Source organism: Rhizobium skierniewicense Ch11 (assembly GCF_023757665.1).
GTDB classification, from domain to species: domain Bacteria; phylum Pseudomonadota; class Alphaproteobacteria; order Rhizobiales; family Rhizobiaceae; genus Agrobacterium; species Agrobacterium skierniewicense.
Map to the genome: position 1 here is coordinate 24860 of NZ_RXPG01000023.1, position 16579 is coordinate 41438.

A 16579-nucleotide genomic window follows, 5' to 3' on the forward strand; every position below is an offset into this window, starting at 1 on the left:
CCGTTATAGCGGCTCGACAATCCAGCAGTGGAGAAAAAAATGGCCGCGAAAATTCGTTATCATGAAGGCGATATCTCCTTCGACGATGCCGCTCGATACACCGGCGCGATCGCCATCGATACTGAAACGCTTGGCCTCGTCCCCCGTCGCGACCGGCTCTGTGTGGTTCAGCTTTCACCCGGCGATGGAACTGCGGATGTTATTCGCATTGCCTCCGGTCAGACGGAAGCGCCGAACCTCACCGCCATGCTGGCAGACCCAAGCCGCCAGAAGATATTCCATTATGGCCGGTTCGACATTGCCGTGCTTTTCCATACGTTCGGCGTTACATCTTCACCTGTGTTCTGCACCAAGATCGCCTCACGCCTGTGCCGCACCTACACCGACCGCCATGGTTTGAAGGACAATCTCAAGGAAATGCTTGAGGTGGATATTTCAAAGGCGCAACAGTCATCCGACTGGGCAGCGGAAAAACTGTCGCCGGCTCAACTCGAATATGCAGCCTCCGATGTGCTCTACCTGCATGCGCTGCGCGAAAAACTGACGGGACGCCTTTTGCGGGATGGGCGCTACGAACACGCCGAGGCGTGCTTTGCTTTTCTGCCCATGCGCGCCAAGCTCGACCTGCTGGGTTGGGACGACACGGACATCTTCGCACATAGCTGATCGACCAAGGATGAACATTGCGCATTTGAGGCCGTCATCCCGTTCACCGTGGTTAGCAAATCCTTAATGCGTTTTCGTCATTCTAGGGAATGTCGATTCGGACAGCGTTCATACGGCTTGTCCTGGAAGACATCTCGAATCCACAGTGGCCCGCATGAGCGGTCGGTACTAACACCTGCGTCGTCGCAAAGGTTCGTTGCAATCATGGACCGCTCACGTTGACACTTGACGGCCAGACGCCAGGCCTGTGTCACCAGGAAGGAGGCGCACCATGCTGCCGCCCGTCAGTGCCGTATCCTTGGCCAATCTCTCGTCTTCGACGTCCGCTCCGCGTTCGGAGACGCCACAGCCTGCCAAAGTCGCACCTGTTATCCCTCCAGAGCCGGCCGATATTCCGCCAATCGATACCGATGCCAATATACGCGCTGTTTCGGGCGAGCTGCGTTTAAGCCAGAATGTCAGCGTGCTGGCCGAAACCTTGGGCAAGCTGATGAACATTGCCCGCATGGATGGGGAAACCGCGGAAACCTACGTCAACAGGCTTGTGGCAAGTCTTCAGACGATTCCGGCAGACCAGAAGGCAATGCTCGAGAAAGCATTGGGCAGCATCCTGCGCGGTATCAGCATTGATATGCTGGCAAATATTCTCAAAAGTTCATCCGGCCCCGAAGCGGCCCGGCTTGCTATTATGTTCGAACTGTCCCGTTCAAGCCCAAGCCAAAACGCGCCTAAACCGACCATCACACCCTACCTTCAGGACATGGTGCCGGAAAGCCGTATCATCCTTCCGCAAATCAAAAGCGCCGGGACGCTTCCACCTGCAACATCCGCCACGACACTCGCGCCGCAAAGCGAACTCGATGTGGTTTTGGGCATGCCCGTGAAGACCGATCCGGCAATCGTAAACCAGCCAGGCTCGCCATCCCTTGGCGCAAGCGATAAAACTATGCCGATACCAGCGCCGAACCCCAATTCTTCGGGAAAGGCCGATCCTCTTCCATCCAACGCAGGAACGGCGCAGATCAGGCCGCCGTCGCCTAGCCAGATGGGAATGGCAGATCTCCCACCAGCGACAACGGATGGGGAGATCACAACGCAGCTTCCGGCGCCGCTCAAGACACAAAGTCAAACGGCAGCGACCCTTCCCCTGCACGCAAACCTGGACGCCGAAGAGGGCAATACGAACGCGCGGGCTCCGCAACCCCCGATACCGCAAATGTCCGAACGGGCGACCATGTCATCTGTGACCACCGCGTTTGCAGGTGCGACGGCAAAGGACTTGGAAAGACTGCTTTTGGCCTTGGCGGCCAGAAAGCTTCCTGCTCAGGCAGATATAATGGCACCGCTGGCGCCGCTTTTGGCCAGTTTGAATATAGACAGCGATCAAACAGAAAAACTGCCCCTGCGAAGTGCGATGGCTTCTAACACTCATCCAGATGCAGTTAAGTCTGACGCCGCCCTAACCGACATTCGCGCAGAGACTGCCGTCATGCAGAGAGCCGCCATCGCGCATGACGTCAAAGCGGCGATGCTCGACCAACCCATGTTGCAAGGCGCGGCAGCTGCGATGGTGGCAAAGGACGGTATCCCTCTTCCTTTCGTGAATTATCCGGCAGCCGGAGACGAGCCGGAATCCGACGCCCCTCCGCGTGGACGATGGCCCTCCTCCGAAGAACAGGCCAGCGAAGGCGATGACCACCAGGACCCTCGGGAGCAAGGCACTGATCAGGAACAGCAGCCTCCCGCCAATGATGAAGTGGTCGACCATTCGGTGTCGGAAGGTGCAAATGACGATGGATCGACCCGCAACGCTGAATCCTACTACCTGCGGATGAGCGGTATCTCTTGATATACATTTCTGTTTTAGACACAAAAAACCCGCCGGATCGCTCCGGCGGGTTCATTATTTCAGACTGTTCGACCGATTACTCGGTACGACCCTTGAGGGCCGCGCCAAGGATGTCGCCGAGCGAAGCGCCGCTGTCGGACGAACCGAACTGAGCAACAGCTTCCTTCTCTTCTGCGATTTCCAGAGCCTTGATCGAAAGCATGACCTTGCGATCCTTCTTGGAGAAGTTGACGACGCGGGCGTCGAGAACCTGGCCAACCGAGAAGCGCTCAGGACGCTGATCATCGCGATCACGTGCCAAGTCGTTGCGGCGAATGAAGGATGTGATGTCTTCATGAGCCACCAGCTTCACTTCGATGCCACCTTCGTTCACCGCGATAACTTCAGCGGAAACAACGGCGTTCTTGCGAAGTTCGCCGGATGTTGCGGCTTCGCCGACAGCATCCTTGCCAAGCTGCTTGATGCCGAGCGAGATGCGTTCCTTCTCGACGTCTACGTCAAGAACAACAGCCTTTACGGTGTCACCCTTGTTGTATTCCTCGATGACCTGCTCGCCTGGACGGTTCCAGTCGAGGTCGGACAGGTGAACCATACCGTCAACGTCGCCTTCGAGGCCGATGAACAGACCGAATTCAGTCTTGTTCTTGACTTCGCCTTCAACTTCAGTGCCGGCCGGATGGCTGAAGGCAAATGCCTGCCATGGGTTTTCAAGCGTCTGCTTGAGGCCCAGCGAAATACGACGCTTGGAAGGATCGACTTCGAGAACAACAACGTCGACGTCCTGTGTTGTGGACAGGATCTTGCCGGGGTGTACGTTCTTCTTGGTCCAGGACATTTCCGAGATGTGAATCAGGCCTTCGATGCCTGGCTCCAGCTCTACGAATGCGCCGTAGTCGGTGATGTTGGTAACGGTACCAGAAATCTTCTTGCCAACTGGATACTTGGCAGAAATGCCATCCCAAGGATCAGACTCGAGCTGCTTCATGCCGAGCGAGATACGGTGGGTTTCCTGGTTGATACGGATGATCTGAACTTTGACCGACTGGCCAATGTTGAGAATTTCCGAAGGATGGTTGACACGGCGCCAAGCCATATCCGTGACGTGCAGCAGGCCATCGATGCCGCCGAGGTCAACAAACGCACCGTAGTCGGTGATGTTCTTGACAACGCCGTCAACGACCTGGCCTTCTTCGAGGTTCTGAACGATTTCAGAACGCTGTTCGGCGCGGGACTCTTCGAGAACCGTACGACGCGAGACAACGATGTTGCCACGGCGCTTGTCCATCTTGAGGATTTCGAACGGCTGCGCGTTGTGCATCAACGGTGTCACGTCGCGGATCGGACGAATGTCGACCTGCGAACGTGGAAGGAACGCGACAGCGCCGTCCAGATCGACGGTGAATCCACCCTTGACCTGGTTGAAAATAACGCCTTCGACGCGTTCGCCAGCTTCGAACTTGGCTTCGAGCTTGACCCAGCTCTCTTCGCGGCGAGCCTTTTCGCGCGATAGAACGGCTTCGCCCAGAGCGTTTTCAATCCGCTCAACGTAAACTTCAACTTCGTCGCCGACCTTCAGGCCGCCGTCTTTCGAACGTGCACCGAATTCCTTGAGCGCGATGCGGCCTTCAACCTTGAGGCCGACGTCAACGATCGCAACGTCCTTTTCGATCGCCGTGACGATACCTTTGGCAACATAGCCTTCAGCAAGGTCGTTAGACGCAAAGGACTCTTCCAGCAGGGCTGCGAAATCGTCGCGCGTGGGTGTAGCTACTGACATTCAATCTCCTGAGAGTATCCACAAAGGGATACAAAGCACCGGGGGTTCGTGTTGATCATTCCCAAAATCCATACCCGCCTCTTTGATGAGACTTTCCGGCGCAGGGCATGCTTTCGGGATATTCCAGTCTAAACGGGGGCCAGATGTTCCGGTTCCCCGCACATATTATCTCTTCAAGGCAGCGTCGATGATTGACTTTGCCGCTTGAAACGCCGCCTCTATACCCATTTTAGACGTATCAAGCAAGTGCGCGTCTTGCGCTGGCTTCAAAGGACTATCGCTTCTGCCCATATCGCGTTCGTCGCGCTTCTTGACGTCTGAAAACACCGTATCGAAATCGGCTTCGGCACCTGCGCTGACAATCTCGTCATAACGCCGCCGCGCGCGCACCTCCGGTGAGGCGGTCACGTAGAGTTTTACCTGCGCCTCGGGGCAAACCACAGTTCCGATGTCACGACCGTCCAAAACGGCTCCCGGCTCCGTTATTGCGAATGCGCGTTGCGCCTCCACCAACGCACGGCGAACCGCAGGCATGACGGCAACCCTGGAGGCCGCTTCTCCGATCTCGTGCTTTGCCAGTTCGCCCCGATCCAGCCGTGCCAAATCCAGAGCCGCCGCCGCTCTTTGTGCAGCACTCTCGTCATCCAGAGGCAACCCTGCGTCGAGCAACGCCTTTGCGGTCGCGCGGTAGGTCAGGCCCGTGTCCAGATGGTGGAAGCCATAGACTTCGGCTATTTTTCTGGACAACGTACCCTTCCCGGCAGCAGCTGGTCCATCTATGGCGATCGTGAATGTCATTATAAATATATCCCGCTACGATTTGAACACGGTGGCGAACGGATCGTTCTTATAATCACCGTGATGCATCATCAATGCCTTCCTAACCGCTGATGTATATCCCCTTTGCAAAGTTTATCTTTGACACGAAAGACATCAACGATTAATGGGACCGGCTAGAATTTTACCGTCTACTGCCGGAAACTACGGCGTACACACCGAAACCATCTCAAAATTTGAGGCTTAGACAGTGGCAAAAGCGGACCTTGGAACCAAGCGGACAGACCCGGATACCGGCAAGAAGTTCTACGACCTGAATCGCGACCCGATCGTTTCTCCTTATTCCGGCAAGTCCTGGCCGCTTTCCTTCTTCGAGGAAACGACTGCAGCCAAGAAGATGGAACAGCAGGCTGAAGAAGAAGAAGTTGCCGAAGTCGACATCGAGAACACGGAAGTCGAACTCGTTCCTTCGGAAGACGCCGACAGCGATGCGAGCGGTGATGACATTCCTGATATCGAAGGTGACGATGACGTCGAGCTTGACGACGACGACGACACGTTCCTGGAAGCCGATGAAGATGAAGATGACGACGATGTCTCAGGCATCATCGGCGTGAACGGTGATGACGACGAAACCTGATTGACACAGGAATTACCGCCCGACGTCAAAAAAATGTCGTCGGGCGAACTTTTCGGCTTGCCATCTTCCAGAAGCAGAAGTATCAAGCGCCACCGACGCAGATAATGCGTTGGTTCCCGGAACCGGAGAAACACACCGGAACCCTTATGGGGCTATAGCTCAGCTGGGAGAGCGCTTGCATGGCATGCAAGAGGTCAGCGGTTCGATCCCGCTTAGCTCCACCAAATTTCCAGAATTTGTTATTTTACATTAATATCAAGCCACTAGGCAAAACTCTAACTTCATGCTCCGGCTGAGTTATGGATGAAGCTGTTTGCAGATAAAATTCTGCATCGAAACGGTAGGACCCGCTCATTCGCACCGCCAAACAACGCGACGCCGGTAGCTGCCGCTTCCATTCCAATGCGCAGTACCGCAAATCGACTGCCCCACCTATGTATCTTGGACTGCATCGCAACAATCTTTAGCCCTGTAGGTCGACTTCGCTGGAAGCCGTCAGGCTAACGGCTTGCTACGCCTTTGGCTAAGAATACCGATCGCTTCTTCGGATGCGCAACGCCCCGCGGGCGTGCCGGAAGGCGCATGCTGACTTGTCCGCGATGTTCTGAGTAGCCTCTTCATGATCGGCGCCCAGCGCGTGGCGGTGGCCTCATGCGGCACGCGAACAGAGGCGTCCAATACGTGCCCTTTCGGCTTTCCGAGCGGCCGGCAGAAGCTGAAATCGAGCCCTACGTCGCAGGCGTCGGCGACAGTAGCGGTAACGCACTCACCGACACGATCAACGGTTTCTTTAACGCCAAGGTCATCCATCTTCTCGAGCCCCTAGGCAACATAGCGCCAGTCGAAGCCGAGGGGCAGTCTTACGCCAAGCTCGACGCAACAGCCATGGCCGCATAACTTATACGAAATGGCCAGCGCCAAACCAGACGCGGTTCAAACCGTAGACGATATTTTCATCGCCGCAGCATGCCATTGTACCGGCCGCGAATTAGAGGTTCATGAAGTCTCTTGGTCCAAGCAATCCTTTCCTGACATGATTGGCGATGTTGTGTGGCGTTATGCTGGTGCCGAAGCAACTTTAACCTCAGGACTGAATTCCTCACGGTTGGAGAGACGTGTTCAAAACGACACGACCAGTCACCTTCTATCGCCGCCTCCGGATCAATCCGTCTCAGAATGGCTGGACTGCAGCGTCCTCACAAGCTCGTGATGATGCACAATTGGCATGAAGTGTGGCGTGTGGAAATGGCGACCACCTGGGGGGGTCAGCCTTTTGATTTACTCTGTCGAAATTCTTCCGTACGCGTGGGAACGACACTGCTTGCCAGACACATAGATTTTTGGAGCATTTGCGGCCCGGCAGTCTCGGTAAAACCAGATTTTACGACTCTCGCCCTTCATGTTTTGGCAGTCACGCAACTACGATACCCTTACTTTTGAGGGAGAAAAATTGATTTTTGATTATTTTATGCAATTTTCAGTTGACATTATATCCATTAACCATATCGTCAGACCTGTAAAACGGTTAATTAATTTCATCTTGCAAAACGCGTCGATAGATATCCACGCCAATATGAGGCTTTTAATTTTTGCAAGAACCGTAAGATTTGTTTGCTGGTTCGAACATGGAAAATTAAATATATAGAAGCTATCATCGCCTCAACAAAGCGATGCGATATTTGGTTGGCTATCATGGCGCTTGTTAGAAATTTGACGTCCCGAAACGGTACCGCCATCGCGATATCGATGGTCATTGGCTCGGGCTTATTTGGTTTGCCCGGGCTCGTCATCAGTGAAACGGACCCCGTAACGGCTCTTTTTTCATGGGTCGTCGTAGCCCTTTGCATAGCACCGACAATCCACATTTTTTCGGAGCTGGGTTACCGACTCGCTTCTTCAGAAGGGGTAGCAGGTTTTGCTACCTATGCCATTGGCAATTGGAGCCGAGGCGGATTTACGCTCATCGCCTGCGGCGCATTGGCGGTTGGCATGCCCGCGTTCTTTCTGGTCATCGGCGCCTACGCCTCAGAACTTCTCAATTTGGATCCGACCACTTGGCGCGGCCCAATTGCCATCGCTGTTGCATGGTTCGCAACACTGATGAATCTCCGTGGCGTGCATAACCTCGCTGTCGTCAACCAGCTTATTGTAATCTCCGTCCTGATTATCATGACCGGAATCGTGGTCCTTTCCCTGAGCAATCTCGGGATTGCTAGTCAAACTTTGACCCGTGACGTGATGAATTACACGCCAAACATCAATGCGCTCTGGGCCGGTTGTGTTATCGTCTTCTGGGCATTCCAGGGCTGGGAAAATCTATCTTTCGGACTGGAAGAAGTGCGAGATCCCGAAAAAACTATTCCTCGTATCTACTGGTTTAGTTTTATGATCGTCGTCATCCTGTATCTCGCCTTTGCATGGGTTGTATCCGCATCCGCTTACGCTGGCGTGGATGTAACAGGCGTTTCCGGTCTCTCGGCCCTTCTCGGTACTGGACCCGTCAGAACCGTGCTCTTGTTCACCATGGTCGTTGTTCTGGTTGCCAACGCCAATTCCTGGGTGTTCGGTGCCAGTCGGGCCTTTTATGCTGCGGGAAGTCTTGCCCTGCTGCCGAAATCACTCGGTCGCACGGACGACAAGGGAACCCCGGTTATATCTTTGTTGTCCGCCGCAACGATTTACACCGTTTTTATAGGACTGATCGAGATTTCAGGGACATCTCCATCGACCGCATTCATGCTGACAACACAAGGTTTTATCATTCTTCTTGGCTTCTCCATTCTGGCGTATCTAAAGTTTAAGCGCCGTGTACCGGCGGCGTGGTTCATCGGTGCCGTGGCGATGATTGGCTGGATTTTTCTTGTCCATGGGTTTAGTTTTCTACTGCTGTATCCCATTTCACTTTTCGCCATCGGCTGTATTAGGCAATCAATGACCAAGTTGAAAAGCGCTCGATCGGCAGAACTATAAATCGGTTTTGAAACCGCATTATTCGAGACCGCCTGTCAATCCGACAGTCAAAATGGAATTAATACATCTTTCGATTAAATTTATTAAAAAAATAATTGAATAAACGTTCATCTTAAAAAAATAATAATAACACAATATAAAATTATATTTCGAGAAGAATTTTTAATTTGCAAACTGGTCGAATTGATATCGTCCAAATGCATATTGCCTTAATATTATATTTAAAGGAGGAATTTTTCATGATCGATATGTATAGATGGTTGCTAATTGACACATTTATCATGCTTGTCTACGGATTACAGCATAGCTTGCTGACAACCAAGACAGCCGTGGCCGCATTTGAGAAAGTGCTTCCCTTGCAGCTTTGGAATATTTGTTACAGTCTTATGTCTATTATACTTCTTGTAGTCGCGTTTTCATTCTGGCAGAGCTCGGGTGTCGTGATTTACAGACTCGAAGGCATGTCTTACTACGCCGCTATTGGCGGCATGGGAGCGGCACTTTTCGGTTTCTTTTACTGTTTCAAGTACACCACATCATTTGCACAATGGATCGGCGTTGCCCAGGTCAAGTCCATGCTCACAAAAAGCAAACCGGCGGAATACTACCGCGTCCGCAAAAATGGGCCTAAAAAATATGTCCGCTTTCCACATCATACCTGTCTTGCACTCATTTTCTGGTCTCAGCCGGTAATGACACTTGATACACTGTGGCTCGCTATTTTCGCCACCCTTTATACTTACCTCGGAACAGTTCATCAGGATAGCCGTGGCCGCCGCATTCTCGGCGACGAATGGATTAACTATTCTAAAACGACAAATTTGATGTTTCCCAATCCCATCAGAATTTTGCGTGACATATTCAACGGCAGCTTCGGAAAAGAAATGACCTCTTCTTGAAATGAGAAATATATAAATATTCGATAAACTTTATATATAGCGGCTATTCAGAGAAAAATGACGCCGCTCATATGAATGGAATTTCTTAAAATTAATTTTCCGTTAGAGCCAATCGTTTAGCGTTTTGGTGCATTTGTGAAGGAGATTTTCTATGTCTTTTCATGAAGTCGATGCAAATCCTGTACTTTATCCACCATCAATTCCAGGTCTGAATTTGCCCAGCGATCTGGATCATACCGTCGTTGCCAACGCAAGGTTCTGGCCGGAGCGTAGCAAGCACTCCGTCGCCGCCATCAAACTCCTCAATCCATCAGAAAGTGCTTTACCAGAGGCTGTCATCGCAGCCCTAAAGGAGGCAACCCAGCTCGCAGAAATTATCCGGATAGTTGAAGACCTTGATATTTCAGGCGGCTCGGAAGGCCTCGGCTTCGTTGCGAGGACAAAGACTGCAGACGCGCTTGAAAGGGCGGCCGATGGGATCGACTGTACCGACTCAGCACTCAGCCTTAGGATAAGGGCGCGCATATTGCGTCATGGATCCAACAAGGTCCTTCATGATGAACTGACAGGACTAGACGAAAAGGTACTCATGTCGGTCTGCGGCCCCTTGGGAACATGGCTCGGAAAAAGCAAGGGAACCTACCATTCAGCACTGTTTGCAATTGTTAACACGGAACTCAACGATATAATCGCGAAGGTTGACGCCTGTTATACCCAAAGTGAAGCGTTTCTGAGGGAACTGGTCAATCCGGATCTGGTTCTGGGCGTGCCACCTGCCATCAAATTCACCGAACTGATGTTCTGTGGTGGCGAAGCAAACCTTTATCCGAAACACTTTGCCTATTTTCTTCCTGAAGATGAAGGTATGAAGCGGGCACCACGCAAAAAGACACTTGTATTATCGAATGTCTATCGCGAGATGTATTATAGAATCAGCAAGCCCTTCTCGAAGGATATCATTCCGCTGATAGCCAATGCCGAAGATGAGATAATCGACTTGCAGTTGGCGTTGTGGTTTCGGGGACACGACACCGGACATGAAGTGCGATTGCCGCAGACCGACTACAAGATCATGCGGTGTGAAGGTCGTTGGCTCTCCATGGTCATGCAGGAGGCCATGGCAGATGTCTTTGGTTTTCTGCTGAGCACAAGCGGCCCGTGGACGACTGTTGCGCCGAATGCCAGCCTACAATTGGCATCCGATATTTATATACGTGAAATGCTACGATATCTTTGCCGGGGCGGTGATGATTTCCCGGATGCAGGTGCGGCACTGATCCAGATGAGCTTTCTGAGCCAGCATGGTTTCATTGATATTGATCATGTAAATATTCAAATTAACACGACTCATGACCGCCTTTATGCCGGCATGGTCGCTTTGGCCAAAACCTTCACTGAAAGAGCTCTCGCCAATAATGTCCCTGGCATTCAAGCTTTGATCAACGACTATTATCGTGACGAAATGGCTCGTGATTTTGTGAAACGCTGCGGCGTCTGCGATGTCGTTCTCGATTACGCCCCACATATTTCCTGAGACGCTGTAATAGAGCTTTTTGAGATACGACTTGGCTTTTGAAACCTCCAAAATGAGGAGGAAGGGCGCTTGCACAGCATTTGCTTGGAAGAGCCCGACTCTTTATTTCGAATGTAAAGAATAAAATAGATTTACGGGATTGTTTGGCGCTTGAGCGCAATTGCCCAACGGCCGATACGTGCCCAAAATATGTGACGTCGGGCCGATCTGGGTTTCGGAGCGGCAGGTTTCAGACCACGGCTTGCGGACGCTCCAGAATCGAAGGCGACCCATTCTAGGATCGCTTCATAACAAACGACGAATTCAAATATTTCTTCAGCAATGAGCCGGGATTCTTTGTGATCGTTCATCATTGTTTTTGACAGACATAAAAGATGCTTCAGGAGACAGAACATGGTGGGACGATATCCGGATCTGGCTGGAAAAAAAGTACTTATCACGGGTGCAGGGAGTGGTATCGGTGCTGCGACGGCCCAGCGTTTTCTCAATGAAGGAGCAACGGTATTTGCCGTCGACATCAATGCTCAGGCGCTGGCGAAAAGCTGGGAACAGGTTCCCGAGGATAGATTGCACCAAATTGTGTGTGACGTGACGGATTACGACGCCATGATTTCGAATTATGACAAGATTAGCCGTGACCACGGCGCAATTGATGTCGTCTTTGCCAATGCCGGGATCAGCATTCGCCATGACTTGATCGACATGTCGTATAAGGATTGGAGGCGCGTCATTGATGTAAACCTCCACGGCGTCTTTCATACCGTCATGCCCGCAGCGCGGATTATGCATGCCGCAGGCTCCGGATCGATTATCATGATGGGTTCCACCAATGGCATGAGCGCTCATAAACATTACGCGGATTACAATGTCTCGAAGGCTGGCGTCATCATGTTGGCCCGTTCCATGGCGCTGGAACTCGCGCCGGTCGTCCGCGTCAATGCGATATGCCCAGGCTACGTTCTGACGCCGATGCAAAAGGCGGAATATACCCCCGATATGCTTCGGGCGGTTGATCAGAAAATACCGCTCGGACGCCATGCCGATCCTGCAGAGGTGGCGGCCTTGGTTGCCTTTCTCGCATCGTCCGAAGCGTCTTATCTGACGGGAACCCAAATTCCGATCGACGGAGGGGAAACCGCATGATCTCCCAGCCCTTGCAGACGTGTGACCATGCCATGATTGTAACGGCTCACCCTTTGGCGGCAGCAAGAACCATCGCTTCACGGGCACGCGATGTCGCCGCTTTTCGAGGTATTCGCCCAGCCGATCCAGAATTGGGACTAAAGGAGGTGCTGGACACTTTTCCCGTGACAGATAAAAAATTTTACATCCAACACGGTGCTCAGGCATATCAGGAGAGTGAGAGATCTGTACTGCTTTTTGCGGAAAGTTCAGGCACCAGCGGATCCAAGCCTCTGCTCACCCCGCGCGGCAGAACGGATTTGACTTGGAACACCTATAATCAGTCGCTTGCTTATCGACGTCATTTGATTGCAGGTCAGGATCGCGTCATGCTGCTCAATCCTTCCGTGATGAGCCCGTTCATCGAAGGGTCGGCCCGCGCGCTTTACGATTTGGGAGTGGCGCATATGCGCGCCTTTCCAATTCCGAAAATATGTGATTGGGCGCGGATTGGCAGGCTGATCAATGATTACGGGATCACGGCCATGATGTCGACACCGACACTCATTCTGAAACTGCTCTTCGAACTCGACAGACTGAAAATTCGCACACCCAGCCTCGTGAAGTTGCTGGTCACTGGTGAACATCTTTCTCGCCCACTGCTGAAGGCATTCGATTCGTTGCTGGGCATTCCGGGCGCCGCGCGCCCGTTGATCTATGGTTCCAGCGAGGCTGCGTCAGTCATGTATGGCCGTGAAGATGGCGATTACATCGGTTATACGAGAGACTTCGTGTTTGAAATTCTTCCAATCGAGGCAGAGTGGCAGGACAGAATCAGTCAGAATCTCTCTGCAAATGCTCAATTTGGCAGGCTGGCGATAAGCTGGCTGCGGGATGGCATCATGACCTTGGTCCGGTTCGATACAGGCGACCTATTTTCTTGTTGGCCTGACCCACACAGTGAAGACATTATCTTCCGCTCCCATGGCAGAGCGAATGTAGCAGGTCTTTCTCCCGTTCAGATAGATCAAATTGAAGGCGCGCTTTGGGCCGGGGAATCCACGCTTGGAAACGTTGTGCATTACGATCTGTTCGTCGGAGCGTCAGACGTTGATGTTTCTCTTATAACCCGACCGGAGGTCATCCTAAGCGCATCTAGCAGCCTTATCACCGAACTTGAAGATATAATTGCAAAGAAAATCAATCTCAAGGTGAATCCAGCAAGTCATTCCTTTTTCGAATTTTCGCCTGCAGCAAAGACAAACAGGTTTCAGCAATAAAACAGAAATATATAAAATAAAAATTGAGCCAAATCTCGAGATAGTAATTTTCTATTTTCAATAAATATTAGAATTTAATAAAGTACTGAGGAGTTTAACATGGAGTCGATTTCAGATTCGGCGCATGCGCACGCCATTGGAACAGATGAGCCGAAAGAAGATACGATAAAGAGATGCCCAGTTGTGCATCTGCACAAGCAAGATCAAAGGCCAGTGCAGGCTGATAGTTTTTATATGCAGCCGATCATGGATCCGATAAAGGAGGGCGAAGCTTTTCTTCGGCAAATGTTCGAGGAGGACGGCATATCAGGCGGGCTCGAAGCCAGACTTACCGAAATGCGTAGCGAGTTCCAGAAAAACGGAACCTGGCATCATAATCTGGACGAGTTGACATTTGGTGCGAAACTTGCCTGGCGCAATAGCGTCCGCTGCGTCGGAAGAATGTTTTGGAGATCCCTAAAATTATTTGATGCCAGAGATGCTGAAACGCCCGAGGACATTTTTGAGGCCATTCTGTCTCATCTTGAGTGGGCTACCAACGGCGGCAACCTGCGTGCGGCTATTACGATATTTCGCCCAGGTGAACCACAAATTCGCGTGTTGAACTCCCAGCTTCTGCTTTACGCTGGCTACAAGAACTCCGATGGGACAATTCTGGGCGATCCCAAGAATGTCGCTATAACAGAATTAGCCCTGAAACTTGGCTGGCGTGGACGTGGCACACGGTTTGACATCCTCCCCCTTCTTATCAAGATTGGAGACAAGACCCCGGAGATTTTTGATATCCCGCAAGACAAGGTTCTTGAGGTTCAGATATGCCATGCCGAATACGAGGCCATTGAAGCGCTTGGTCTCAAATGGTTTGCCCTACCGGCAGTGTCCGGCATGTCGCTCGACCTTGGCGGAATTCAATACACTGCCGCACCATCCAATGGGATCTACCAAGGCACCGAAATCGGCAGCTTCAATCTCGGCGACCCTAAGCGTTATAATCAGTTACCCGAGATTGCCAAAGCGCTGCAACTTGATACGAGCCGGAACAATCCGCTGTGGCGCGACCAAGCCATGGTGGAGCTTAATCGTGCGGTCCTTCATTCCTTCAATAGCAGTGGCGTGCGGATCATGGATCATCACACGCTGTCCTCCAGTTTTGAAAAGTTCTGCCAACGTGAGGAGATGCAGAACAGAAAGGTTTATGGCCATTGGCCATGGATTGTCCCGCCGTTGTCAGCAAATCTCTCCTGGATATGGCACGAAAAAAGTTTCAGCAAAATTATCCTGAAGCCCAACTATTTTTATCAGACGTGAATTTGATTTTGCAATGGAGCCGTCAAACGGTTTGGAGGAGCGATGCAGAGAATTTCGACAAACTCTCTCTGGGAGGAACGCAGTGGATACTCGCGCGCCGTGGTAGCGGGCGGGTTGGTTTTCATTTCCGCGACTGCAGCGACCGACAGCTCGGGCGCAGTCGTTGGCAAAGGCGACGTATACACCCAGACGCGGATGATCCTCGACAAGCTAGCAGCAGTGCTGATCGAGGCCAACTCAGCCCTTGATCGGGTCGTGCAAACGCGTGTCTACATCACAGATATCTCCCTTTGGGAGGAGGTCGGTCGCGCCCACGGCGAGACGTTCGCCGGTCACCGCCCCGCCTTGTCGATGGTGCATGTGAAGCCGTTTGTCGACTCCGACATGCTTGTGGAAATTGAGATGGTGGCCTCTACGGAACTTGTCGCGAGTGTTTCTGGTTAACTTTATGTCGTTTGGTTTCGATTTCCACCCAGAACTAAGCCATATGAACTTTCCCACAAGATGGTAGGCGATGGGGCGAAGGAGTGATCCATCTGGGACTTCTAAACATCATCCGTCCAATGGCGCTGCGAGAGTAGCAGTCGATCGGTGAGATCAGCCGACGCGCCGGGCTGCCATATAACATGATCGCAAAGTATTTGAGCGCAGGTAGAATCGAGCCGACGTTAACGGTACCGGAACGACCGAGCAAACTTGATTCCTTTACCAAGACACTGGCAGCCTGGTTGAGGACAGAGACCGGAAAGACGCGTAAGCAGCGCCGGACCTTGAAGCAACTTCATGCCGACGGGTTGGGTCTCAGTATCAGGGGCTCGTATTATCGGGTGGTCGCCCTCGCCCGAGTAGTGAGTTGATCGGCTACGTGCGCAGTAGACGAAGGGTCTGGCGTATTCGTTCCGCTGTCTTTCAGACCTAACACTACAGTTGAAAAGATGGCGTTGGAGGGGAACAATAAATTCCCCTCCAACAAGCTTTAGGATGTAGTGACAATTTAAGGGCATGGGATTCCGTTTTGTCGTTGAATCAGATTCAACACTGACTTTTGGAGGTCGGTGATGGATGGCGAGGTTTTGCGCGACGATCAGTGGGATCGGCTGAAATCGTTCGTTCCCGGTGGTCGCCAAGGCAAGCGCGGCCCGCGTAGTGACGGTCGCCGTTTTTTCGATGCGGTGTTGTGGCTGGCACGCTCGGGTGCACGCTGGCGCGATCTGCCGGAAGATCGTTTCGGGCCTTATCAGACGGTGAAGCGACGGTATTATCGGTGGATCGAGCAAGGTGTATTCGATCAGATTTTCGAAGCGATAGCCGCCGATCCTGATCTGGAGTGGCTTTCGATCGATGCGACCGTGATTCGGGCGCAGGCCCAAGCTGCTGGTGGCCGACGAAAAAGGGGGGCTCGCAAGCCCAGGCTCTCGGTCGCTCCCGCGGTGGATTTGGCAGTAAAATCCATGCGGTAGTTGACGCGTTGGGCCTACCGGTTCGCTTCCATCTTGGACCGGGACAGCAGAATGACATGGCTCCAGCTTGCGATCTTGTCCGGGGTATACCCGCCAAACAGGTGCTGGCAGACCGCGCCTATGATGCCGATAGCCTGCACGACATCATTCTCGAACAGGGCGGCGAGCCGGTCATCCCGCCGCGCCGCCATCGCAAGTATCAGCACGCCTACGACCGCATGTTTGATCCCGGCATTTGATGGTGCGATATTTTCCAGTGAATGGAAGGATGCACTATGGGCCAGGTTCACCACGCAA

The 16579-nt window shown here is 52.3% G+C and carries 13 protein-coding genes, 1 tRNA gene and 2 pseudogenes; 14 read left to right on the forward strand and 2 right to left on the reverse strand.

Annotated features, from left to right (window positions below; translation table 11 throughout):
* Positions 1 to 39 precede the first annotated feature (39 nt).
* Both EKM04_RS16280 and EKM04_RS16285 read left to right on the forward strand, forming a co-directional pair.
* Positions 40 to 666, forward strand: coding sequence for a ribonuclease D (locus tag EKM04_RS16280; protein WP_174155884.1), 627 nt, complete (start codon positions 40 to 42; stop codon positions 664 to 666).
* 271 nt (positions 667 to 937) lie between these two features.
* Positions 938 to 2515 carry a RodZ family helix-turn-helix domain-containing protein gene (locus EKM04_RS16285; RefSeq protein WP_183897864.1) on the forward strand — a complete coding sequence of 526 codons (1578 nt, stop codon included), beginning with the start codon at positions 938 to 940 and terminating at the stop codon, positions 2513 to 2515.
* 76 nt (positions 2516 to 2591) lie between these two features.
* Here the strand turns inward: EKM04_RS16285 and rpsA are convergent, their stop codons facing one another.
* Together rpsA and cmk are read right to left on the reverse strand one after the other, a co-directional pair.
* Entirely contained in the window at positions 2592 to 4292 is a 1701-nt protein-coding gene (rpsA, locus tag EKM04_RS16290; protein WP_174155882.1) for a 30S ribosomal protein S1, read from the reverse strand.
* Positions 4293 to 4457: 165 nt separating this feature from the next.
* Positions 4458 to 5090, reverse strand: coding sequence for a (d)CMP kinase (cmk, locus tag EKM04_RS16295; RefSeq protein ID WP_210290200.1), 633 nt, complete (start codon positions 5088 to 5090; stop codon positions 4458 to 4460).
* A 229-nt stretch (positions 5091 to 5319) separates the two neighbouring features.
* Here cmk and EKM04_RS16300 point away from each other — a divergent pair, with 229 nt between their 5' ends.
* The 12 genes and pseudogenes from EKM04_RS16300 to EKM04_RS16350 all read left to right on the forward strand — a co-directional run.
* A complete protein-coding gene (locus EKM04_RS16300) occupies positions 5320 to 5709 on the forward strand; it encodes a TIGR02300 family protein (protein ID WP_174155881.1) in 390 nt (129 codons plus the stop codon).
* 148 nt (positions 5710 to 5857) lie between these two features.
* Positions 5858 to 5933: transfer RNA gene (locus EKM04_RS16305), tRNA-Ala, on the forward strand.
* A 391-nt stretch (positions 5934 to 6324) separates the two neighbouring features.
* Positions 6325 to 6606, forward strand: a pseudogene (locus EKM04_RS16310) (IS3 family transposase); the annotation flags it as partial.
* Positions 6607 to 6616: 10 nt separating this feature from the next.
* Positions 6617 to 6919, forward strand: a complete 303-nt coding sequence (locus EKM04_RS23080; RefSeq protein ID WP_183897862.1) for a DUF2848 family protein — start codon at positions 6617 to 6619, stop codon at positions 6917 to 6919.
* Between the two features lie 482 nt (positions 6920 to 7401).
* Complete coding sequence (locus EKM04_RS16315) at positions 7402 to 8679, forward strand: APC family permease (protein WP_174155878.1); 1278 nt, start codon at positions 7402 to 7404, stop codon at positions 8677 to 8679.
* 239 nt (positions 8680 to 8918) lie between these two features.
* The gene (locus EKM04_RS16320; protein WP_183897861.1) at positions 8919 to 9578 is read left to right on the forward strand and encodes a hypothetical protein; all 660 of its coding nucleotides are present in this window, start codon (positions 8919 to 8921) and stop codon (positions 9576 to 9578) included.
* A 151-nt stretch (positions 9579 to 9729) separates the two neighbouring features.
* Positions 9730 to 11112 (forward strand): DUF8614 domain-containing protein, encoded by a 1383-nt coding sequence (locus tag EKM04_RS16325; RefSeq protein WP_183897860.1) that lies wholly within the window; start codon positions 9730 to 9732, stop codon positions 11110 to 11112.
* Positions 11113 to 11505: 393 nt separating this feature from the next.
* On the forward strand, positions 11506 to 12255 hold the full coding sequence (locus tag EKM04_RS16330) for an SDR family NAD(P)-dependent oxidoreductase (protein WP_210290199.1): 750 nt from the start codon (positions 11506 to 11508) through the stop codon (positions 12253 to 12255).
* Positions 12252 to 13514, forward strand: a complete 1263-nt coding sequence (locus EKM04_RS16335; protein ID WP_183897859.1) for a phenylacetate--CoA ligase family protein — start codon at positions 12252 to 12254, stop codon at positions 13512 to 13514. The genes EKM04_RS16330 and EKM04_RS16335 overlap by 4 nt, the downstream gene beginning before the upstream one ends.
* A 99-nt stretch (positions 13515 to 13613) precedes the next feature.
* Positions 13614 to 14822, forward strand: coding sequence for a nitric oxide synthase oxygenase (locus EKM04_RS16340; protein WP_183897858.1), 1209 nt, complete (start codon positions 13614 to 13616; stop codon positions 14820 to 14822).
* Positions 14823 to 14864: 42 nt separating this feature from the next.
* Positions 14865 to 15266, forward strand: a complete 402-nt coding sequence (locus EKM04_RS16345) for a RidA family protein (protein WP_183897857.1) — start codon at positions 14865 to 14867, stop codon at positions 15264 to 15266.
* A gap of 614 nt (positions 15267 to 15880) precedes the next feature.
* A pseudogene (locus EKM04_RS16350) lies at positions 15881 to 16503 on the forward strand (IS5 family transposase); the annotation flags it as partial.
* Positions 16504 to 16579: the final 76 nt, after the last annotated feature.